Here is a 20,090-nt window from a genome sequence, read left to right on the forward strand (position 1 = left end):
CAGTGAAGATGCTGGTTACCTGCGCCAGGACGGAAAGACCCCATGGAGCTTTACTCCAGCTTGATACTGGGATTCGGTATTGCATGTACAGGATAGGTGGGAGACGAAGAAGTGGTGACGCCAGTTGCCATGGAGTCAATGTTGGGATACCACCCTTGCAGTATTGGGTTTCTAACCAACCGCCGTGACCCGGCGGTGGGACAATGTCAGGCGGGGAGTTTGACTGGGGCGGTCGCCTCCGAAAGGGTATCGGAGGCGCTCAAAGGTTCCCTCAGAATGGTCGGAAACCATTCGAAGAGTGCAAAGGCAGAAGGGAGCTTGACTGCGACACCGACGGGTGGAGCAGGTACGAAAGTAGGACTTAGTGATCCGGTGGTATAAAGTGGGATTGCCATCGCTCAACGGATAAAAGCTACCCTGGGGATAACAGGCTTATCACTCCCAAGAGTTCACATCGACGGAGTGGTTTGGCACCTCGATGTCGGCTCATCGCATCCTGGGGCTGTAGTAGGTCCCAAGGGTTGGGCTGTTCGCCCATTAAAGCGGTACGCGAGCTGGGTTCAGAACGTCGTGAGACAGTTCGGTCCCTATCCGGCGTGGGCGTAGGATATTTGAGAGGAGCTGACCTTAGTACGAGAGGACCGGGTTGGACTGACCACTGGTGTACCGGTTGTTCCGCCAGGAGCACGGCCGGGTAGCCAAGTCGGGAAGGGATAAACGCTGAAGGCATCTAAGCGTGAAGCCCCCCTCAAGATGAGATATCCCATTCTTTAGAAGAAGTAAGACCCCTTGAAGACGACGAGGTAGATAGGGCAGAGGTGGAAGTGCAGCAATGCATGGAGCTGACTGTTACTAATCGGTCGAGGGCTTGACCTGAACACTTAGGGAAGCCAAAGGCAGTGAGGCGAGACGCAAGTTGAGCCGGAACTGGTAAGAGGCAAATCTAAGTACAACGGAAAAGTGTTGCAAAGTGGAAAAAGAAGATGTAAAATCGTATATGTAGTTTTGAGAGTACATAAAAAGAAGAAGTGGCTAGGGATGGCCACTTAAAGTCGTATAAAGGGGATTAGTTCAATGGTAGAGCACCGGTCTCCAAAACCGTCGATGGGGGTTCGAATCCCTCATCCCCTGGAGAGAAGAAGTCCTGCAGATGTAATGTCTGCAGGGCTTTTTTGTATTGCTCTGGAATCAGTGACAGACAAAGAATTCGTTATACTTAATTCATATAATGACTATATTATATAGTATTCATCGGGAGAGTATATGAATAAAATTTTAGATGAGAATTACTATGATTTGATTGTCAGTAACAGGAGAGGGACATTAGAGAACAATGATACGTTTACAGCTTTAAATGATAGACACTGTATATTACATGCAGAAGTACCTGGCATGGATCTGTGCGATTTAGGATTGTATCCATATTACAGATTCCCTACACTTTACACATTAGCATCCGAATTAAGTATAAGCAGATCTGGGATTACCCGAATCCAGTCTAATCCTTTGCTATCTCTCTATGGACGAGGGGTCATCGTCGGCATTATTGATACAGGAATTGATTACCGCCATTCTGCCTTTAGATTTAGTGATAATACAACACGAATCCTCTCTATTTGGGATCAGACAGTACAGACAGAAAGTCCTCCGGAAGGATTTACATTTGGTTCTGAATATAGCCGGGAGATTATTAATTTTGCGTTAGAGTCAGGGGATCCGCTGTCAATCGTACCTACGAATGATGAAAATGGTCATGGTACTGCGATTGCCAGTATTATTGCCGGTAGATCTGATGCAAGTCAATCCTTCTCAGGCGTTGTGCCGGAGGCCCAACTAATAGTTGTTAAGCTGAAAGAAGCAAAGCAGAATCTGAAAAAAATTTTTTGTGTAAACGAGGACGCGCTGTGCTATCAGGAGACAGATATTATTCTTGGAATCCGTTACATATTTTCTTCTGCCAGAAGGTTAGGCAGACCCCTTGTTATCTGCCTTGCCATTAGTTCAAGTATGACCGGACATGAAGCATTAGGTGCAACAAGCAGCTATATTAATTATCTATGTCAGCTTCCTCAGGTCAACATAACAGTTGCAGCGGGGAATGAAGGGAACCGAAGGGGACATTATTACTGCAATGTAAGTACTCCGCCTTATTCCAAGGAGTTTGAACTGAGAATTTCCAGAAAGGATTCCTCCTTTGCTTTTGAAATCTGGCCGGATCTTAGAGCAAGGTTGACTGTTCAGGTAACAGCCCCTAATGGGGAAACGATGCCTATTGTATACCCATCCTTTAAAGGATGTTCCGCCTATGATTTTATATTAAGTACAACGTATGTCTGGGTTAATAATATATTAATTGAAGAGGAAAATGGGACGCAGTTAATCCTGATTCGCCTAAGAAATGCCTCAGAGGGAATTTGGCGTGTACGTGTTGTGAATATTGACAGTAATCCATTCTCTTTTCACAGCTGGCTTCCCGGAGGAGGCTTGATTTCAGAGGACACATTTTTTATTGAGTCAACACCGGACACAACGATCACATCTCCGGGCAATGCCTATTATGCATTAACTATAAGTGCCTATAATCAGTTCACGGATAGTATCCTAATAACCTCCGGCAGGGGTTACACTCGTTTTGGCCTGGTAAAGCCTAATATTGCGGCTCCTGGTTATGAAATACCGTGCGCTTCACCTAATAACGGATATGTGTCTCTGACAGGAACTGGTGCTGCGGCTGCACATGCATCTGGTGCGGTGGCGGTTCTGTTTGAATGGGCTATTATTCAAGGGAATTTCACCTCTATTACCGGTAACGATGTGAATACTTTAATTATGAGGGGGGCTGCACGCAGTACTGCAGATGTTTATCCAGATAATATATGGGGATATGGAAAATTAGATCTGTATTCTCTATTTTTGCTGTTAACTTTAGTTTAAACGACAGAGATGACAGCTTTTATGATTTCGATAGTGCCTGGACTCTGAATTGATGATATAATTCTTAGATAGAGGATGTAGAAAGGACGGATAAATATTGAATAAAATAATACATAACGTAACTCTGGCAGGTGACATACGCCGTGATTTGCTTCTGCGGGACGGACAGTTTGCTGCTATTGCAGAGGCAGGAAAGCTTGAGAATTCTTCGGACGCAGAAATCCTTGACGGTACAGGCTTTCTGCTCCTTCCGCCGCTGGTGGATGCTCATGCCCATTTGGACAAGACGATGCTTGGGATGAAGTGGTTCCATAATAATTTGGAGGCACTTCTTTCTGAGCGTATTGCCAATGAGAGAGAATCCCGGAAAAGTATTGGACTGGATTCCTGTACACAGGCGGGAAAACTTATTGAGCGCTCAATTTCTATGGGCACTTTAGCCATGAGAAGTCATGTGGATGTAGATACTGTAAATGGATTGAGCTGCCTGGAGGGCGTATTAGAGGCCAGAGAGAGATACAAGGAATATTTTTTTACGGAGCTGGTAGCTTTTCCCCAGAGTGGGTTGGTGAGCCGGCCGGGTACCATAGAACTGATGGAAGAAGCGCTAAGGATGGGGGCAGATCTGGTAGGGGGAATCGATCCCGCTGCCGTTGACCGGGATCCGAAAGGAAGTGTGCAAGCTATTTTTTCTCTTGCTGAGCATTTTGATAAAGGGGTTGATATTCACCTTCATGAGCCCGGTGAATTGGGGGCCTTTACTATGGAGCTGATTGCCGATCATACTATAGCTTCCGGACTTCAGGGACGAGTGACCATAAGCCACGCATTTTGTCTTGGAAAACTGGAAGAAGCAAGGGCGAATTCTCTCTTGGAGCTGCTCGCCGAAGCAGGAATCCAGGTTACCACTGGCGGGCAGGCATATGTGCCTGCAGTGCCTTCAGTGAAACAACTTCTGGATGCAGGAGTAAATGTGTGCGGCGGAAATGATAATGTCAGGGATATGTGGAGTCCATATGGTACAGGGGACATGATAGAGAGGGCTCAGCTTATTGCCATGAGGAATGGCTTCCGCAGAGACGAAGATTTGGAACTGGCCCTTAAAATCTGTACAGAGAACGGTGCGAAGCTTTTACAGCTGGAGGAGTATGGGATATCAGAAGGCAACAGTGCAGACTTTCTTCTGGTATGTGCTGAAAATGTAGCAGAATGTGTGGCTGCAGGACCAAAGGAACGGCAGGTATTCAAGGCAGGCGTTCTAATTGCCGAGAATGGAAATTATCTCGCATAATTGTTCTCCGGATATTCTATAATAAACCAAAAGGAATATGAAGGGAATCAAAATGGAAGAGGTGATGAACTACATAAAACCGGAGCTGGTCCTGGTATCTCTGGTTCTGTATTTTATTGGAATGTGGTTTAAAAATGCAAGTTTTGTGAAGGATAAATATATTCCTCTGCTGTTGGGCGGAATAGGCGTTCTGCTGTGCGGAATCTGGGTATTTTCTAATTGTTCCTGTTCCTCGCCTAAAGAGTTGGCAATGGCTTTTTTTACATCCTTTACCCAGGGAATACTGGTGGCGGGATTAAGCACTTATATCAATCAGATTATAAAGCAGGCTGCTAAAAATGAATAAAAAAGTCCTGAATTTGAAAGTCTTATCCCAGAAATGTAAACTATAGATGAGATTTTTCATAAAATAGTTAAAAAGGGTCGGCGCAGATGACAGTAACGGAGAGATATATTATTTTATTCACTTGTATAGAGGATCAGGCATTCGGAGTTCAGGAGGCTGAAATGTTCTGGAGAATAGCTGCGGATGAGGTATATGAAAATACTGGGGTTTATATATCAGCTATGATATGTGAGCATAAATTAATTTGCGGGGAGATGCTTGGATGCAAGATGGACGAAAGATGTGTTCAGATTGTATGCGTGAGAAATCCCTCAGAATTTCATAGCAGAGAAGTGTATTTTGAATTGCTGAAACGCATTCTTGTAAAAGTAAAGAAGCAAATGAAAAATCCTAAGGCAGCATTTACCGCGGAACAGATTGAATTCACATATTTCAACAGTGTAAATGAAACAGATACTCTATAATGAAGGAGAGCCAGTACCCATGGGGTACTGGCTTATGAAAAAGAAAAAGTTTTGCGTTAGGTTGTTGGCCTCTTTACAAGTATTATAATACACAATAAGTGTGAGGATTCTGTGATGACCAATTAAAGAATCTGTGAACAAATTTAAAAAAGTGTAAACGGTTTCTTAAGAACCAATACTTGGCCGGTATAGTACTTGTAAAAATGGCAAGCCTAACTACTGAGGTGATAGTATGGATAAAAAACAGTCAGAAAAGAATAACAGAAGAAAAAACCTGGAGAAGTTCAACAGTGTTACGCAGAAGGTGAAACCTGAGAATCAAAATCAGACCCATAATGTCAGAGAAGAGGGAATTGCACCATCCCACCATAATTATAGCTGAGGCTTAAGGGTCATCGGGCAAGTGCGCGCTGCTTCGGTGGGCGGGATTAAAGCTCATCGAATGCTTTGCGTGTGAGTTAAGACTTAATAGCAAAGTGAGAATGTGAATAATCTTAAAATTAAAAAATATAAAAGATAATTTTCTATATATATTGAAAAAAAGTAAATAATATTATAAAATAAAAGCAGCAAAAACTATAAAAAGGAGGTACATAGTATGGGTGAACAAAAGGAAACAGCTGTTTTATTAAAAGACGTTTTAGATGATAAGGAATTAGGCCAGAGAATGGACACATGGTTCGACAGACAGGGACTAAAGACGTATCAATGTGAAGACAAATTTGTATTGAGAGATTTGAATGGAAATCTGGAGGATACCTTTAACGAGGATGACTTGATTGCGGAATACAGGTTCCAGGTAGCTAACAGCAAGATTCCTAAGAAATGCAGAGAAGAGTAGGAACTTACATAAAAAAGCGGAGATGTTCTCTCCGCTTTTATTCTGCGTGACAACAGCAGAAGCCAGTTATTTATGGGAATTTTTGCTGCTTTTTTCAGATGCTTTCTGACGCTCGTCCTCTTCCCGTATTTCCCGTTCAATACGTTCCAGAGCTGATTTACAGGAAAGGGGCATTTCTAAAGGGGAATTCAGATTATTTTTTATCTCCATAGCACTAATACCTCCTGATAAGAACAGTATGTGCAGGTTTATTTCAAAATATCCTGATATTCCTCATGTTCCCGGAACCATTTAACCGCATAGGAACAAGTGGGGAGGGCCAGTTTCCCCTGCGCACGGATTTCCTCTGCCGCTTCCAGGAGCAGCTTACCGGCAATTCCCTGGCCGCGCAGGGAGGGATCTACAAAGGTATGGTTGATATTTACAGTAGTTGCGTTTAGGTTTGGGAAGGTAACTTCGGCCAGCAGTTCCTGACTGTCACTGTATAAAGCGATTTGGTTCGGGTTGTGAATAAAGTTCATAACATTTCTCCTCCTGGGGTATCTTAATAAAGCTTGAATCGTAACAACGGATTAGGTATCGGCGTAGATTATAACAGGTTTTTAAGTAGGGTGCAAGGGAGGCATAATAGAAAATTAAAATATTTTGCTGCAGAAAGCAGAAAAAGAAAAGATGGTGAGTATTTATGACAGAGGAAATGCTGTGCAGGCTGATCCCTGATGGAGTTCGCAAAAATATGAAACAGGAAGAGATAGAAAGGCTGCTGAAGATGGACAGTGTGGAACTGAAACGGCATATCGCCGAGTACATAAAATACACGTCGGACTGTATTGAAAGCCGCACTTCTTCTTTTGGAGAGTATATTCTGCCAATACAAAGGGTTGTATTTAATAAAAGTTTTTATCCTTCTCCTACAGCCCGCCGCTCCTATCTGCATCTGCTGACGCTCACAGAGGTAGTCTATGGGCCTGGATATTCCACATCACGACGAAACCTCCCTGCCTATTTTCTCACACAGACGTTTTCTGGTGCTGGCTTTCTGGAGTACGGGGGAAGGGAGTTTTGTGTGAATCCGGGGGATGTTATGATCCTGGATTGCCGGCAGGAACATCATTTTCGGGCCGCAGCACCGGAGGGCTGGGGATATCGTCTGGCATATTTTGACGGACTGGCTATGAGGGATATGTTCGCTCAGATATCTGCCTGCGGCAGTTATGTGCTGGATATGGGGAACATCGATGCATTTTACACCTGTTTTGAAAGGCTGTTTGAGATAAATGAGGAGGATGCTGCCTGTAATGAATATAAAACAAACTGCATTCTGACACAGATGGTGACGGAGATTCTGGATGCGCTTTCTCTGTTCGTGACTAGAAGTCTTCCAGCCAGAATTCTGGAGGTTTCAGAATGGCTTGCCTTTCATTGCTGCGAAGATATATCCCTGGATATTCTGGCTGAAAAATTTAATATCAGCAAATTTCACCTGAGCCGTGAATTTAAAAAGTATATGGGGATCACAGTATTCCAATATATCAGGGATGTGAGGCTGCAAAAGGCAAAGGAGCTCCTGCGTCATACGGATCTGCCCATATCTCAGATTTGTGAGACCACACATCTGGGCAGTCCGAATGTATTTTCCAGGCTTTTTAAAGAAAACGAGGACGTTACACCAAGTATTTATCGAAAACAATGGAAGGGAATGTAAGGGGCAGCAATCTGTGCATAGTTTTCAGCAATCCAGATACTATTTATATTTTCTGCCAATGCTATAATGAAATCAGCAGATTGGTGCGGATGATACATGTATTGTGGAGGAGGTAGAACTATGGTGCCTATAAGAGAACTGCCTTGGGAGTACATTCACAGATTTCTTCTTAGCAGCGGAAGTATCCATGAGCAAAGACAATTTTGTGAGCACGCACTCCGCAGCCTGAATACCCTGGTTCCCTATGATCAGGCCCGGCTTCTGTATATAGACAAGTGCAGATATGTGAGTGATGTTACCTTGCTGGGAGTGGAAAAATGGTGGTGGGACATGTATATGGGGTATTATTCCAAGATAGAGGATTCCCGTTATTTTATCAGGAATAAATCAGTGAATCAGATCCATGTCTATGATTGGTCTATGCTAAACGGAGAGTTTGTCCGGGATTATGTCCGGCCCCAGGGACTTCGTTACAGTACAGGATTCGGGCTTACAGACAGAGATGGAGGGATCCAATGTGTATTTTGTTTGGACAGAACCTCAGTGACGCCATATACGGAAAGGGAGCTTGCGGTTTTGGAGGTGCTGCGCTCCCATCTGGAGAATTTGTACAGGGGTATGCAGGCTTCAGAGAAATTGGGGAATGAACGGCCCTATAATCCGGTATATCATTTACTTACCCCCAGAGAGCAGGAGATTGCCCGGCTCCTGTGTGATGGAAAAGTTCCCGGGGAGATTGGGAAAATATTATATATCAGTGTAGCTACAGTCTACTGCCATCTCAGAAATATCCATTCCAAGCTTCATGTATCCAGCAGACAGGAACTGATCCTGCGCCTTATGAATTAAAAAATATGCTCCCTCCTGGAAAATAAGTAAGACTCACCGCTTATTTTTCTGAGGGGGCATATTTTATAGTTTGCTATTCAGAACAGTGTGAGCTTGGCTCTGACGGGAATCGGAATCCCACAAGCCCAATACATAAGGCAGCGGCACAGAAGAGCAGCCCCATCAGAAAGATCTGATTGAGTGTAAAGCCACTGTTTATAGCGGCTCCGCAGATAGCCATAAAAATACAGGATCCCCCGGTTCCGGCAAAACTGTACATTCCTTGTGCTGAACTGAACTCTTCCGGCTGAAGCTCTGTCTGGAAGAAAGGCGCATAGATAGACTGGGTAATTGCCTGGCCAATCCCTCCGAGAGCCGTGGCAGCGTAAATCACGAGCATAGAGCTGTCAGGACGCAGCAGATAAAAGATGCCCATGGCTATGGTATAGAGAAGCAGTGCAAGCAGGGCTACAGGCCTGAAACGTTTCCGGAATGCTTTACCCACATAGGCACCGATAAACAGTCCCATAATCGCCTGGACGACGGTCTGAGGCATAGTGACCGTGGAACTGGCCAGAGACGAACCATGCATGACCTGCTGGACAAATACAATGCCGTAAGCCGGCGCGCAGCTGCTGTAGGCAACTAATAACATCTGAATGAGAAATACTACTGTAAACCGTTTTTTCCGGAACATTCCCACAGGAACGCTGGGGTTGGTCTGCCTAAGCTCATAGCGGATCAGAAACACCATGCCTGCAAGACCGATGAGAATAAGAGCAATTCCCAGAACTCCGAACCGTGAGAACGACTTATCGCCCAGGGAGAGCCATAAAACGATACAGCACACGGCAACTACCAGCAGAAAAATTCCTGCAAAGTCAAATTTCTGCTCCCTGACAGCCCTCCTGCGGTTGGGATATAAGGCAATTAAAACAATCAGCGGAAAGACGGCAAGAGGCAGGTAACTGATAAAAGCCAGAGATGAGAAAGCGGAGTCAGCCACTGTTCCCGTCCATAATGGACCTATTAGAGCACCCAAAGCATTAAAGGTTGCCAGGAACCCAAAGTATTTGGGCCGTTCCCCGGCAGTAACCAGTTCTGCCATCATAGCATAGGGAGCGGATATGTAAAGGCCGCAGCAGATGCCTCCCAGCATCCAAAAGACAAGAAAAAGGGGGACATTTACAATAAATATAGCAGCGATTCTGGTGGCCAGCTGCACGAGTATTCCTGTTAGCACCACTGCCTTTGTGCCAAAACGGCCGCACAGCACTCCCACCAGGGGCAGTGCAAGCATCATGCCCATGGACTGCAGTGCAGTACATACTGAGTAGTAATCCATCCCATGGATAGCCAGCAGCTTAGCGGGGAGCACCACATTTCCGCCGTAACTGGATGCAGTAGAAGTGGTGAGTATCAGTAAAATAGCTGCAATAAACAGTTTTTTATGGGAAGGGGGAAATTCGGAAGCTTGTAAAGAATCTGACATAAAATACCTCCTAAAGGGTATCCGCATCCAAGCTGAATGCTTTGATGCGGATAAATGTGCAGTTACAAAAATCATCTTTGGGGACCGGGGATACAGCCTTCCACCGTATAGCTGAACGGCTTTTCCTGGAAGTTAAGAGTGGCGCCCCCGTTTACATCCACGACAGCACCGCACATGAAGTCTGACATAGGCGTGCACATGGCATATACAACCCTGGCCACCTCGTCGGGGTTCATAGTAACCGGAGTATCTTTTCCGTGGAGCTTACGGGTTTCTTCATATTCCGGACCGTAGAGGGCGGCGGCCTCAGATCCTTCTGTGAAGACTCCGGCGGATAACATACCGCCGGGAGCTACACAGTTTACACCGATTCCATATTGTCTCAGTTCTCCGGCAATGCCCTTTGTCATCCCTGCAACCCCTGATTTGGCCGCAATATAAAAAGTGTTCATAACTGTATGGGAGGGTCCGTCCCCGAGATGTGCGGCAGAGGAAATAAATATAATTTTTCCCTTAATCTTGTCACGTACCATTGCTCTTGCAGCAGCCTGGCCTATGAAATATGCCCCTTTCAGATCCGTGTCCAGAATCCGGTCATATTCTTTTTCTGTGACGTCCAGATAGGAGTAGTTGGACCAGCCGGCTGCATTGGCAACCAAAATATCAATTTTTCCGTATGTTTTTACCGTATAATCTACTGCGTTTTGACAGTCAGATACTTTAGAGACATCTGTACGAATCCAGCTGACGGTATACCCCTGTTCCGTGAATTCCTTTACCGCCTTTTGCCCGCGTTCTTCCTTGCGTGAGGCAATAACGACTTTTGCTCCTGCCTCGGCAAGCCGGTGCACAACATTATAACCCAGACCGGTTGCACCTCCTGTTACCAGGGCAACCCGGCCCTTCAGAGATGTACAGAAAATATCTGACAGTGAATCAGCGCTTTCTGCATTTTGTCTGGCCAGTGATAAGATGGTTTGTTCGTCCATATTCTTTTCCTCCATTGTTGTTTTTCAGTTACAGCAGATATTCCGGAAGCATCTGTGGTTTATGGGGAGATTATAGCAAGCTCTGGGAGGATAAGGAATACTCAATTTTGCGTATTTACCACTCACAGTACGCTGTCTATAATAGGGCACACAGACAGCAGATCATGGATGTGCTGTGAAGATGAAAACCAATTTTGAAAGGAGCAGAATTATGGCTAAAGGAGCAGAACCAAGTTTAATGCCAATGTCGACAAAGAGGACAACGATTACGCATCTTCAGAAAATGAAGGAAGAGGGGAAATTGATTTCCATGGTGGGAAGCGGCAACTGCGATCCCCTCTGGGTAGCGGCCTGCGAGAGAGCGGGAGTTAACCTGGTCCGCTATACGGCTCCCGGGGAGAACTCCGCGGAACGGGAACAGAATATGTACAGCCATACCAGAGCTATCCGACGGCTTGCCCCCAATATCTGCCTGAACGCAGTCATGCAGTCGAGATCTTATGCAGATAAATATACGGCTGTAAAAATAGGAGCCACACTGATGGCAGACGGTGCAGACTGTGTGATGCCCATGGGGGTTACAAACGATACGCTGAAATATATGTCCGACAATTATATTCCGGTATTCGGACATGTGGGATGCCTCTCCGGGTGGCATTCTGTATGGTATGGAGGCTATAAGCGGGTGGGAAAGACGGCGGAAGATGCTATGAAAGTTTTTCGCCAGGCATATGAATATCAGGAAAACGGTATGGTGGGAATGACCATTGAGATGTCTTCCAGAGAGCTGACAGATGCTATTGCAAAGAAGCTGCGTGTGCCTGTCATCCAGGTGGCAGCAGGAGGTGCGGCGGATGGCTCTGAGCTAGTGATCTATGATCTTCTGGGTTTTCAGCCGGTATCCACTATGGCTAAGCATTCCAAATGCTATCGGCCGTTCTTTGAGGATTCCATACAGGCATTTGCAGAATTTGATGCGGATGTGAAGAATCAGGCTTACCCTGCAGAGGAACATGGCTGGAGTATGGAGCCGTCGGAACTGGAAAAATTTATAGATGAATTAGATAAGAAATATTAACTAGTATTGAGCGGCGGCTTATTATTTGAGCTTTATTATGCAAAGAGGACTAACCAGAAGGTTGGTCCTCTTTTTGATACTTAATAAATATTTATCGATAATCAATAAAAAAATATTGAAATTCATTTCTTCTAGTGCTATAGTGAATAGAGAAATAAAATAAAATCAACAGTGGTTTATACCAAATGCAAGAAGGAAAGGGGCGAATCTTATGAAGCAAAACCATCTGGCTTCTGTTACTAAAGTGTTATTGGATATTATGTTTTACGGCGGCATCATTACCTGTGTGTCTCTCCCGTGGTGGATGAAGTGGCTGGGGAGCAGCTATCCATCGTTTCAGGAATTCTATACACAGATGCTTTTTATCTATGGGGGTGCAGGTGTCCTGGCTGTAGCCATTATATGGCAGCTGCGAAAGATATTCAGGACCGTGCTCAGGAAAAACTGTTTTGTGGAGGAGAATACCAGAAGTCTCAGAATTATGGGGTGCCTGGCATTCGGACTGGCGGCAGTCATGGCATGCCGTTTGTTTTTTATCATTACTCCGGCTACCTTGATTATTATATTGGTGTTTCTTGTGGGAGGTCTTTTCAGCCTGGTCCTCTCTCAGGTGTTTCATGAGGCAGTGAACTATAAGAATGAAAACGATCTGACGATTTAGGAGGTGCCTTATGGGAATTGTTATTAATCTGGATGTTGTAATGGCTAAGAGGAAAAAGGGGCTGAAAGAACTGGCTGAAGAAGTGGATATTACCATGGCGAATCTGTCGATATTAAAGAATAATAAGGCAAAGGCCATCCGTTTCAGCACCTTGGAGGCTATCTGCAGGGCGCTGCACTGCCAGCCGGGAGATATTCTGGAATATGTGGAAGAGGATTGCGAGAAAGAGTAAGGAGGGTATCAGATGAGTATAGAAATGACGGATATGCAGGAGGATGCATTCCTCCCCGCGGATATAGGAAAACAGAGAGAAGAGGCAGCGGAAATCAGATTTTTGAAGGAGCATTACCGGTATTTCGGCACCGCAGCTCTTCTGTACGGAATTTTTTATGCTGTTTGTATGTATCAGAATCCTGCGGGAATTACGTTCCCATTTGTGGTTGCAGCCTCGTTCGGACTCTGTATCCTGGGGCTGAGGTATATGGGAAGAAGTATTAAGAGGAGCACCTGGCTCTATGTACTCTTGGCAGTGCTGCTGGGTACAGGTGTATGTCTGACTGCCAGTGAGGTGCTCAGAACCTTTCATAAAGCGGGAGCTTTTTTGCTTCTTCTGCTTTTTATGACAGAGCAGATCTATGGGAATGAGAATTGGAGCATTGAGGATTATGCGGGGCATTTTTTTTGGAAGGGAATTCATATTTTGGGAGGATGCTATTATCCGTTTGCCCATTATAAGGCTTACCGGGAAGAACATAGAAAAAAAGTGAATCCCGGCAGAAAGTATATTTACATGGGAGTTGGAATTGCTGTGCCTGTGTCCCTGCTGGTATTGCTGCTTCTTGCAAGAGCAGATGAGATATTTTCCCATCTGTTTGGCACACTGTTTCGGAATATTTTAGTTCCAACCAGATTTTTAGGTGCTTTTCTAATGGCGGTGGCAGCCTTTGTGTTTATGTACAGCTTTTTTGCTGTCAATATTGTAAAAAAGGAAAAGAATAGACAGACAGTGAAAAGGGCAGAGCCGGTGACTGCTATTATCGTTACAGGCGCTCTTACAGGTATCTATCTGTTATTCTGCGTCATTCAGGTTATGTATTTATTTGCCGGGGGGATTTTCCGGCTGCCAGAAGGAATGACGTATTCAGAGTACGCAAGACAGGGCTTTTTTGAGCTCTTGTTTGTAAGTCTTCTGAATCTGGCTATTGTTACCCTCTGTGTAGAACACGTCAGGGAAAACAAGATTCTGAAAGTATGTCTGACAGTTGTTTCCGGCTGTACGTACATTCTTATCTGTTCTTCCGCATACAGGATGGTCTTGTATATCAGGCAGTATCATTTGACTTTTCTCCGGATGCTGGTATTATGGTTTTTAGGAGTATTGACAATATGGTTGACAGGAGCAATTGTCAGCATTTATCATAATAAAATAAACTACTTTAAATTTGCTGTTGCCGTAGGGGCGGTAGGGTATCTTGGATTTGCCCTGGCCAGACCGGATGCATGGATTGCCAGATATAATATCAGCCATATGGAGGAATTGTCTTACGGTGACATTGCCTATATGACCCAGGCATTATCTGATGATGCTGCTCCTGAGATTGCCGGGATTTCCAAGAGCCAATGGAAAGTGCAGGACTGGGAATACATCAGTCAGGAACTGGCCAGCTATCATGACAGGATATACCTGCAATACAGGGATTTGCCTGTCAGAAAATGGAACTTAGGCAAGGAACTGGCCAAAAAGGCAGTTGGGGAACAGCAGACCGGAGGATATGAATGACAGAACGATTATTTGACAGGGACAGTCACCTGCAGCAATTTACAGCAGAAGTGATATCCTGTGAAGCAATAGAACAAGGATGGAAGGTTGAACTTGACCGTACAGCTTTTTTCCCGGAAGGAGGAGGGCAGAAAGGAGATACCGGAAGTCTGGAGGGGATAGAGGTATGGGATACCCAGAAGACAGGGGAAGGTATCCTTCACTACACCCGGCGCCCTCTGGAACCAGGAGCCGTAATACAGGGGAGAATAGATTTTGAAAAGCGGTTTTCCAGGATGCAGCATCATTCGGGGGAACATATTGTGTCAGGGTTGGTTCACCGTTTTTTCGGGTATCACAATGTTGGCTTCCATCTTGGAGACGGGCCAGTTACCATGGACTTCAGCGGACCTCTCACAGAGGAGGAACTGCGTCGTGTGGAGCTGGAAGCCAACCGGGCAGTTGCGGCCAATCTTGAGGTACAGGTATCTTATCCGGAAAAGGAAGTACTTGCACAGCTGGAATATAGGAGTAAGATAGAGATAGAGGGACAGGTACGGCTGATAACGATCCCCGGCTATGATGTTTGCGCCTGTTGTGCGCCCCATGTCAGCCTTACCGGAGAGATCGGCAGCATCAAACTGACGGGAGCCTCCAGATATAAAGGAGGAACAAGGGTCAGTATGCTGTGCGGCCTGCGAGCGCTGGCAGACTATAATATGAAGGAAAAGAATGTAGCAGAGATCTCTGCTTTGCTGTCTGCAAAGCCTGAGGAAGCGGCAATCGCAGTAAAAAGGCTTTTGGCCGAGCTCCAGGAGAAAAAGGAGCGCATTGCCGATCTGCAGGAGCAGCTTCTCGCCCAGAAACTGGAGCAGATTCCAGAGGGACAAAAGACAGTCTGTCTGTTCCAGCAGGGACTGGATACAATTGCTATGAGGAATTTTGTGAATGCAGGAGCAGAAAAATGCACCGGCATCTGCGGGGCTTTTGCCGGGGATGATGAAACCGGATACCAGTATATTTTGGGAAGCCGGTCTCGAGATCTCAGAGAATTTGCAAAAGAGTTTAATCTTGTCTTTCATGGAAAAGGCGGAGGGAAGCCGGAGATGGTACAGGGGTTTGTACAGGGAAGCCGTACAGCTATAGAAAATTATATTAACAGGTGAAAATATGAATGTATTAAATATAGAGCATATCAGCAAAATCTTCGGGGATAAGGTTATCTTTGATGATGTTTCCTACGGGATTCACGCGGGGGATAAAATAGGTGTTATTGGGATTAACGGGACAGGAAAGACAACGCTGTTAAAAATGATAGCGGGGCTGGAAGAACCCGACCAGGGGCAGATCGTTGCCCAGAACGGCCTGAGGACTTCCTATCTGCCTCAAAATCCGGAATTTCCCCGGGATGCTACGATTCTGTCCTATGTTACGGCACAGATCCGGCAGAATGAATGGAGCAGAGACAGCGAGGCCAGGAATATATTAAATAAACTGGGAATTACAGAGCATGAGACGGGAATATGCCAGCTTTCGGGGGGACAGAAAAAAAGAGTGGCGCTTGCCAGAACCTTGGTAGACCCCGGAGACATCCTAATCCTGGATGAGCCTACTAACCATTTGGATAATGAGATGGTCTCGTGGCTTGAGGAATATCTGATGAAGTTTAAAGGCGTAGTGGTTATGGTTACCCATGACAGATACTTTTTGGACAGGGTTACGAATAAGATTATGGAAATCAGCCACGGAAATCTGTTTAGCTATACGGCTAATTATACAGAATTTTTGGAGATGAAAACCCAGAGAGAAGAGATGGAGCTGGCCTCTGAGAGAAAACGCCAGAGTATTCTGCGCATGGAGCTGGAGTGGGCCAAGAGAGGCTGCAGAGCCAGAAGCACAAAACAGAAGGCACGGCTGGAGCGTCTGGAGGCTTTGAAAAACGGAACGGGTCCGCTCAAAGATCAGACAGTGGAGATGGATTCTGCAGAGACGAGAATGGGGAAGAAGACAATTGAACTTCACCATGTGAGCAAACAGTACGGGGACAGACGGATTATTGACGACTTTGACTATATTGTTCTGAAGAATCAGCGTCTGGGAATTATAGGTCCAAATGGCTGCGGCAAATCCACGCTTATGAACCTGCTGGCTGGCATCCTGGAACCGGACGAAGGGGAGATAGAGGTTGGAGAGACAGTTAAAATTGGCTATTTTGCTCAGGAAGAAGTGGATATGGATCCGGGACAGAGAGTCATCGACTATGTGAGAGATATCGCAGAATATATTCCCACAAAGGATGGGAGAATCAGCGCGTCACAGCTTCTGGAGCGGTTTCTCTTTGATGCATCCATGCAGTACACACCTATAGGAAAGCTTTCAGGAGGAGAAAAGAGAAGGCTGTACCTGCTCAGTATACTGGCAGGAGGGGCTAATGTTCTTCTCATGGATGAACCTACCAACAACCTGGATATTCCCACACTGACTATTCTTGAGGACTATCTGGATTCTTTTTCCGGGATAGTGATTACAGTATCCCATGACAGGTATTTTCTGGATAATGTTGTGGATCGTATTTTTGCCTTTGAGGGGAATGGCCGCCTGCAGCAGTATGAGGGAGGCTATACAGATTATCTGGAGGCCAGACAGTACAGAGAAAAAACGGAGAATCATACCGTCAGGAAGAACACCGTTGAGAAGAAGAAATCCCCGGGAAAAGAGTGGAAGCAGAATATGCCTGCAAAGCTGAAATTCACATTTAAAGAACAGAAGGAATATGAAACGATAGACGGTGATATTGAGGATCTGGAAGTTAAAATCGCGTCTTTAGATGAGGATATGTCTGCCAATGCCACAAATTCAGCAAAGCTGTTTCAGCTGTCAGAGGAAAAAGAAAAGACAGAAAAAGAGCTGGAAGAAAAGATGGAACGCTGGGTGTATCTGAATGATCTGGCAGAAAAAATAGAGGAACAAAAAGCAGGAAAAATATGAAACCCGCAGGAAACAAGAAACAGCACAATAAATTGAGGAAGAGGGTATGAATATGAACTATCGGGAAGCGAGACAGTATCTGGAGGATGCCAATAAGTACGGGAGCGTACTGGGCCTGGATAATATCAGGGAATTATTAAGACGGCTGAACAACCCTGAGAATGCCTGTAAATATGTACACATAGCAGGCACAAACGGAAAGGGTTCGGTCTTGGCCTATGTTTCCACTGTGCTGACCTGTGCGGGGTATAAGGTGGGAAGATACATATCACCCACGCTTTTTAAGTACAGGGAAAGAATCCAGGTAAATGAGGAGTATATTACCAGAGAGGCGCTGGCCCGTCTGGTGACGGAGATCGCAGGGGCAATTGAGGGGATGACAGGAGAAGGACGTCCCCACCCAACACCATTTGAAATAGAGACGGCCCTGGCATTTTTATATTTTAAGGAAATGGATTGTGATTTTGTGGTTCTTGAGGTTGGACTGGGCGGCCTGGAGGATGCAACAAATGTGATACAGACAACCCTGGTGGAGGTTATGACATCCATCAGCATGGATCATATGGCATTTCTGGGGGATACCCTGGCGGAGATTGCAGAGAATAAGGCTGGTATCATTAAGCCTGGCACTGTTGTGGTAACAGACTGGCAGCAGCCGGATGCAATGAGAGTCATTGAAGAAAAGTGCAGTAAGGAAAACTGCACGCTCAGAACGGCAAAAAAAGAGAATGCCTATGGGGTAACGTCGGGATATGAAGAACAGATTTTTTCGTACAGATGCAGGGAACGGATCTATGAGGATATTGTGATACGTCTGGCAGGCAGTTATCAGATCGAAAATGCCATTGTAGCTTTGGAGACTGTAGATGCTCTGCGGGATTTAGGATATGAAATCCCAGAGGAAAAGATTAGGGAAGGAATGATGACAACCCATTGGAGAGGCAGATTTACCATTCTTCAGAAAGATCCCATCGTTGTTATTGACGGTGCCCACAATGAGGATGCAGCCAGGACCTTAAGAGAATCCCTAACCATGTATTTCCCGGAAAAGAGAATGCATTTTATTATGGGTATGTTTGAGGACAAGGAGTGCGAGAAGGTAATTAAGAGAACTGCCTCACTGGCAGATGACATTATTACTATTCAGACACCGGGCAATCCCCGGGCTCTTCCGGCAGAAGAACTGGCTGAATTAGTGCGGAAATATAATCCAAAGGTAGAAGCCATGAGCAGTATCAGGAAAGCTGTGCGGGAAAGCTTTCAGAGAGCAGAAAAGGATGACGTTATAGTTGCCTTCGGTTCGCTTTCTTTCCTTGGCTCAGTTGTGCGGGCTGTGGAGGCAGTGGAATACGAATAGAGAGACAGGCTGGAGCTGACAGGACACAGATATGTCAGTTCCGGCCTTTTGTATGACCGGTGAAGTGCGGGAGCTTATTGAATAAATTTACGTATCATTCGTTGACAGACACTATTGATGCGAGTATACTTTTAATCATTGACCGGCTGGTCGGTCGAGAACATGACAGAGGTTAGAATAAAGCAGCAGGAGGAAAATTATGTTATCGCGTTATAGTGTGAAAAGACCCTATACCGTTGTGGTTGCCGTGGTACTGGTGATTATCCTTGGGATCGTCTCTTTTACCAAAATGAGCACGGACTTACTGCCAAGTATGAACCTGCCCTACGCAGTGGTGTTAACTACATATCCCGGGGCGAATCCGGAGACGGTTGAAGAGGTGGTTACAAAGCCGGTGGAGCAATCCATGGCTACCGTTGGAAACATAAAAAATGTAAGTTCCAGCTCCAGTGAGAATATGTCAATGGTTATCCTGGAGTTTAATGAGAGTACCAATATGGACTCAGTTACCATTGAGATGAGGGAGAAATTAGACCAGATTGGATCTTATTGGGATGATTCTATCGGTAAACCTATTATTATGAAACTGAATCCGGATATGCTTCCGGTTATGGTTGCTGCTGTTGATATCAAAGGAATGGACAGCGGGGAGATCAGTGACTATGTAAATGATACCTTCAGCTCAGAGATTGAAAGCTTGGAGGGGGTAGCCAGCGTAAGCACTACCGGCGGAATCCAGCAGAAGGTTCAGGTGACCCTCCGGCAGGACAAGATTGATGAGACAAATCAGAAGGTCAGGGATGCCATTAACGGAACCTTCATGGAAAAGGAAGATGAGCTGCAGGAAGCTCAGGATAAGCTTGACTCCGGAAAAGAAGAGTTAGAGAAGGGAAAAGATCAGTTAGATGCGGGGAAAGATGAACTGGCGTCTAAGATGGGAGAGGGTGAGGCCAAGCTTCACAGCGCCCAGGGAGAGCTTACAAAAGGAGAGACACAGCTGGATCTTTTTCTGCCGGTGATACAGGCGCTTAACAGCAAAGCGGCAGAATTGGACGCGGCGGAGGAGGCTTTGAATAAAACTGCGGCGGAGACAGATAACGCTTATGAGCAGCTTATGCAGCTGAAGGCCGGACTTGAAGGCCTTATGCAGGGAATTGAGGGCTATAATGCCCAGCTGCAGCAGCTGTATAAGGAACTGGAGGAATTGCAGGGGCAGCTGACTGCGGGGCCTCAGGCAGAGGACGAGGCTCTGGGAGTACAGGGCATGGGGGAAGCATCAGCCGGTGAGGATACAAGCTCTATTCAAAAAAGATCGAGCAAATCCAAAACCAGATAGAAGAGGCAGAAAAGAACCGGA

General features: G+C 45.6%; 20 protein-coding genes, 1 tRNA gene and 1 rRNA gene (1 of these 22 only partly in view). 18 read left to right on the plus strand and 4 right to left on the minus strand.

The features are described from left to right. The 8 genes from ACGHCT_RS08920 to ACGHCT_RS08955 all read left to right on the plus strand — a co-directional run. Positions 1-876, plus strand: a 23S ribosomal RNA gene (locus ACGHCT_RS08920) (it extends 2,016 nt beyond the left edge of the window). Between the two features lie 184 nt (positions 877-1,060). Next, a tRNA-Trp gene (locus ACGHCT_RS08925) sits at positions 1,061-1,131 on the plus strand. A gap of 132 nt (positions 1,132-1,263) precedes the next feature. After that, positions 1,264-2,934 carry a S8 family peptidase gene (locus tag ACGHCT_RS08930; protein ID WP_390439578.1) on the plus strand — a complete coding sequence of 557 codons (1,671 nt, stop codon included), beginning with the start codon at positions 1,264-1,266 and terminating at the stop codon, positions 2,932-2,934. Between the two features lie 97 nt (positions 2,935-3,031). Continuing rightward, positions 3,032-4,225 (plus strand): amidohydrolase family protein, encoded by a 1,194-nt coding sequence (locus tag ACGHCT_RS08935; protein ID WP_390439580.1) that lies wholly within the window; start codon positions 3,032-3,034, stop codon positions 4,223-4,225. Positions 4,226-4,277: 52 nt separating this feature from the next. Next, positions 4,278-4,571, plus strand: coding sequence for a phage holin family protein (locus ACGHCT_RS08940; RefSeq protein WP_390439582.1), 294 nt, complete (start codon positions 4,278-4,280; stop codon positions 4,569-4,571). 161 nt (positions 4,572-4,732) lie between these two features. After that, positions 4,733-5,035 (plus strand): hypothetical protein, encoded by a 303-nt coding sequence (locus ACGHCT_RS08945; RefSeq protein ID WP_139249526.1) that lies wholly within the window; start codon positions 4,733-4,735, stop codon positions 5,033-5,035. 232 nt (positions 5,036-5,267) lie between these two features. Beyond that, complete coding sequence (locus ACGHCT_RS08950; protein WP_167594284.1) at positions 5,268-5,417, plus strand: hypothetical protein; 150 nt, start codon at positions 5,268-5,270, stop codon at positions 5,415-5,417. 216 nt (positions 5,418-5,633) lie between these two features. Next, complete coding sequence (locus ACGHCT_RS08955) at positions 5,634-5,876, plus strand: hypothetical protein (protein WP_072854687.1); 243 nt, start codon at positions 5,634-5,636, stop codon at positions 5,874-5,876. Between the two features lie 66 nt (positions 5,877-5,942). On the opposite strand, the gene ACGHCT_RS08960 is transcribed toward ACGHCT_RS08955, so the two are convergent. After that, positions 5,943-6,086 (minus strand): hypothetical protein, encoded by a 144-nt coding sequence (locus ACGHCT_RS08960; protein ID WP_390439585.1) that lies wholly within the window; start codon positions 6,084-6,086, stop codon positions 5,943-5,945. Positions 6,087-6,124: 38 nt separating this feature from the next. Continuing rightward, positions 6,125-6,397 (minus strand): GNAT family N-acetyltransferase, encoded by a 273-nt coding sequence (locus ACGHCT_RS08965; protein WP_072854686.1) that lies wholly within the window; start codon positions 6,395-6,397, stop codon positions 6,125-6,127. Between the two features lie 164 nt (positions 6,398-6,561). On the opposite strand from ACGHCT_RS08965, the gene ACGHCT_RS08970 reads away from it, so the two are divergent. Both ACGHCT_RS08970 and ACGHCT_RS08975 read left to right on the plus strand, forming a co-directional pair. Beyond that, positions 6,562-7,581, plus strand: coding sequence for an AraC family transcriptional regulator (locus ACGHCT_RS08970; RefSeq protein ID WP_072854685.1), 1,020 nt, complete (start codon positions 6,562-6,564; stop codon positions 7,579-7,581). Between the two features lie 120 nt (positions 7,582-7,701). Further along, entirely contained in the window at positions 7,702-8,430 is a 729-nt protein-coding gene (locus ACGHCT_RS08975) for a response regulator transcription factor (protein ID WP_390439588.1), read from the plus strand. Between the two features lie 73 nt (positions 8,431-8,503). Here ACGHCT_RS08975 and ACGHCT_RS08980 read toward each other — a convergent pair whose 3' ends face one another. Beyond that, entirely contained in the window at positions 8,504-9,901 is a 1,398-nt protein-coding gene (locus ACGHCT_RS08980) for an MFS transporter (protein ID WP_072854683.1), read from the minus strand. 71 nt (positions 9,902-9,972) lie between these two features. After that, the gene (locus tag ACGHCT_RS08985) at positions 9,973-10,890 is read right to left on the minus strand and encodes an SDR family NAD(P)-dependent oxidoreductase (protein ID WP_390439591.1); all 918 of its coding nucleotides are present in this window, start codon (positions 10,888-10,890) and stop codon (positions 9,973-9,975) included. 211 nt (positions 10,891-11,101) lie between these two features. Between ACGHCT_RS08985 and ACGHCT_RS08990 the strand changes: the two genes are divergently transcribed. The 8 genes from ACGHCT_RS08990 to ACGHCT_RS09025 all read left to right on the plus strand — a co-directional run bounded on the left by ACGHCT_RS08990 (position 11,102) and on the right by ACGHCT_RS09025 (position 20,069). Next, positions 11,102-11,968, plus strand: a complete 867-nt coding sequence (locus ACGHCT_RS08990; protein WP_390439593.1) for a 3-methyl-2-oxobutanoate hydroxymethyltransferase — start codon at positions 11,102-11,104, stop codon at positions 11,966-11,968. Between the two features lie 211 nt (positions 11,969-12,179). Next, positions 12,180-12,629 carry a DUF2975 domain-containing protein gene (locus ACGHCT_RS08995; RefSeq protein WP_072854671.1) on the plus strand — a complete coding sequence of 150 codons (450 nt, stop codon included), beginning with the start codon at positions 12,180-12,182 and terminating at the stop codon, positions 12,627-12,629. Positions 12,630-12,639: 10 nt separating this feature from the next. Next, complete coding sequence (locus tag ACGHCT_RS09000; protein ID WP_072854670.1) at positions 12,640-12,861, plus strand: helix-turn-helix transcriptional regulator; 222 nt, start codon at positions 12,640-12,642, stop codon at positions 12,859-12,861. 12 nt (positions 12,862-12,873) lie between these two features. Next, the gene (locus ACGHCT_RS09005) at positions 12,874-14,409 is read left to right on the plus strand and encodes a DUF4153 domain-containing protein (RefSeq protein ID WP_390439596.1); all 1,536 of its coding nucleotides are present in this window, start codon (positions 12,874-12,876) and stop codon (positions 14,407-14,409) included. Beyond that, the gene (locus tag ACGHCT_RS09010; protein ID WP_390439598.1) at positions 14,406-15,554 is read left to right on the plus strand and encodes a DHHA1 domain-containing protein; all 1,149 of its coding nucleotides are present in this window, start codon (positions 14,406-14,408) and stop codon (positions 15,552-15,554) included. Before ACGHCT_RS09005 ends, ACGHCT_RS09010 begins: the two co-directional genes overlap by 4 nt. 4 nt (positions 15,555-15,558) lie before the next feature. Further along, the gene (locus ACGHCT_RS09015; protein ID WP_390439600.1) at positions 15,559-17,376 is read left to right on the plus strand and encodes an ABC-F family ATP-binding cassette domain-containing protein; all 1,818 of its coding nucleotides are present in this window, start codon (positions 15,559-15,561) and stop codon (positions 17,374-17,376) included. A gap of 46 nt (positions 17,377-17,422) precedes the next feature. Beyond that, on the plus strand, positions 17,423-18,733 hold the full coding sequence (locus tag ACGHCT_RS09020) for a folylpolyglutamate synthase/dihydrofolate synthase family protein (protein ID WP_341443529.1): 1,311 nt from the start codon (positions 17,423-17,425) through the stop codon (positions 18,731-18,733). Positions 18,734-18,932: 199 nt separating this feature from the next. Further along, a complete protein-coding gene (locus ACGHCT_RS09025; RefSeq protein ID WP_390439602.1) occupies positions 18,933-20,069 on the plus strand; it encodes an efflux RND transporter permease subunit in 1,137 nt (378 codons plus the stop codon). Positions 20,070-20,090 lie beyond the last annotated feature (21 nt).

The organism is Lactonifactor longoviformis, assembly GCF_042848515.1.
Lineage (GTDB): Bacteria > Bacillota > Clostridia > Lachnospirales > Lachnospiraceae > Lactonifactor > Lactonifactor longoviformis.

What these genes read in the sequence shown, in the direction of transcription:
- ACGHCT_RS08965 (WP_072854686.1), bottom strand. Translation starts at nt 6,397, where the DNA reads ATGAACTTTATTCACAACCCGAACCAAATCGCTTTATACAGTGACAGT.
- ACGHCT_RS08955 (WP_072854687.1), top strand. Translation starts at nt 5,634, where the DNA reads ATGGGTGAACAAAAGGAAACAGCTGTTTTATTAAAAGACGTTTTAGAT.
- ACGHCT_RS08980 (WP_072854683.1), bottom strand. Translation starts at nt 9,901, where the DNA reads ATGTCAGATTCTTTACAAGCTTCCGAATTTCCCCCTTCCCATAAAAAA.
- ACGHCT_RS08990 (WP_390439593.1), top strand. Translation starts at nt 11,102, where the DNA reads ATGGCTAAAGGAGCAGAACCAAGTTTAATGCCAATGTCGACAAAGAGG.
- ACGHCT_RS09020 (WP_341443529.1), top strand. Translation starts at nt 17,423, where the DNA reads ATGAATATGAACTATCGGGAAGCGAGACAGTATCTGGAGGATGCCAAT.
- ACGHCT_RS09025 (WP_390439602.1), top strand. Translation starts at nt 18,933, where the DNA reads ATGTTATCGCGTTATAGTGTGAAAAGACCCTATACCGTTGTGGTTGCC.
- ACGHCT_RS09010 (WP_390439598.1), top strand. Translation starts at nt 14,406, where the DNA reads ATGACAGAACGATTATTTGACAGGGACAGTCACCTGCAGCAATTTACA.
- ACGHCT_RS08960 (WP_390439585.1), bottom strand. Translation starts at nt 6,086, where the DNA reads ATGGAGATAAAAAATAATCTGAATTCCCCTTTAGAAATGCCCCTTTCC.
- ACGHCT_RS09015 (WP_390439600.1), top strand. Translation starts at nt 15,559, where the DNA reads ATGAATGTATTAAATATAGAGCATATCAGCAAAATCTTCGGGGATAAG.
- ACGHCT_RS08995 (WP_072854671.1), top strand. Translation starts at nt 12,180, where the DNA reads ATGAAGCAAAACCATCTGGCTTCTGTTACTAAAGTGTTATTGGATATT.
- ACGHCT_RS08975 (WP_390439588.1), top strand. Translation starts at nt 7,702, where the DNA reads ATGGTGCCTATAAGAGAACTGCCTTGGGAGTACATTCACAGATTTCTT.
- ACGHCT_RS09000 (WP_072854670.1), top strand. Translation starts at nt 12,640, where the DNA reads ATGGGAATTGTTATTAATCTGGATGTTGTAATGGCTAAGAGGAAAAAG.
- ACGHCT_RS08950 (WP_167594284.1), top strand. Translation starts at nt 5,268, where the DNA reads ATGGATAAAAAACAGTCAGAAAAGAATAACAGAAGAAAAAACCTGGAG.
- ACGHCT_RS08940 (WP_390439582.1), top strand. Translation starts at nt 4,278, where the DNA reads ATGGAAGAGGTGATGAACTACATAAAACCGGAGCTGGTCCTGGTATCT.
- ACGHCT_RS09005 (WP_390439596.1), top strand. Translation starts at nt 12,874, where the DNA reads ATGAGTATAGAAATGACGGATATGCAGGAGGATGCATTCCTCCCCGCG.
- ACGHCT_RS08945 (WP_139249526.1), top strand. Translation starts at nt 4,733, where the DNA reads ATGTTCTGGAGAATAGCTGCGGATGAGGTATATGAAAATACTGGGGTT.
- ACGHCT_RS08930 (WP_390439578.1), top strand. Translation starts at nt 1,264, where the DNA reads ATGAATAAAATTTTAGATGAGAATTACTATGATTTGATTGTCAGTAAC.
- ACGHCT_RS08970 (WP_072854685.1), top strand. Translation starts at nt 6,562, where the DNA reads ATGACAGAGGAAATGCTGTGCAGGCTGATCCCTGATGGAGTTCGCAAA.
- ACGHCT_RS08985 (WP_390439591.1), bottom strand. Translation starts at nt 10,890, where the DNA reads ATGGACGAACAAACCATCTTATCACTGGCCAGACAAAATGCAGAAAGC.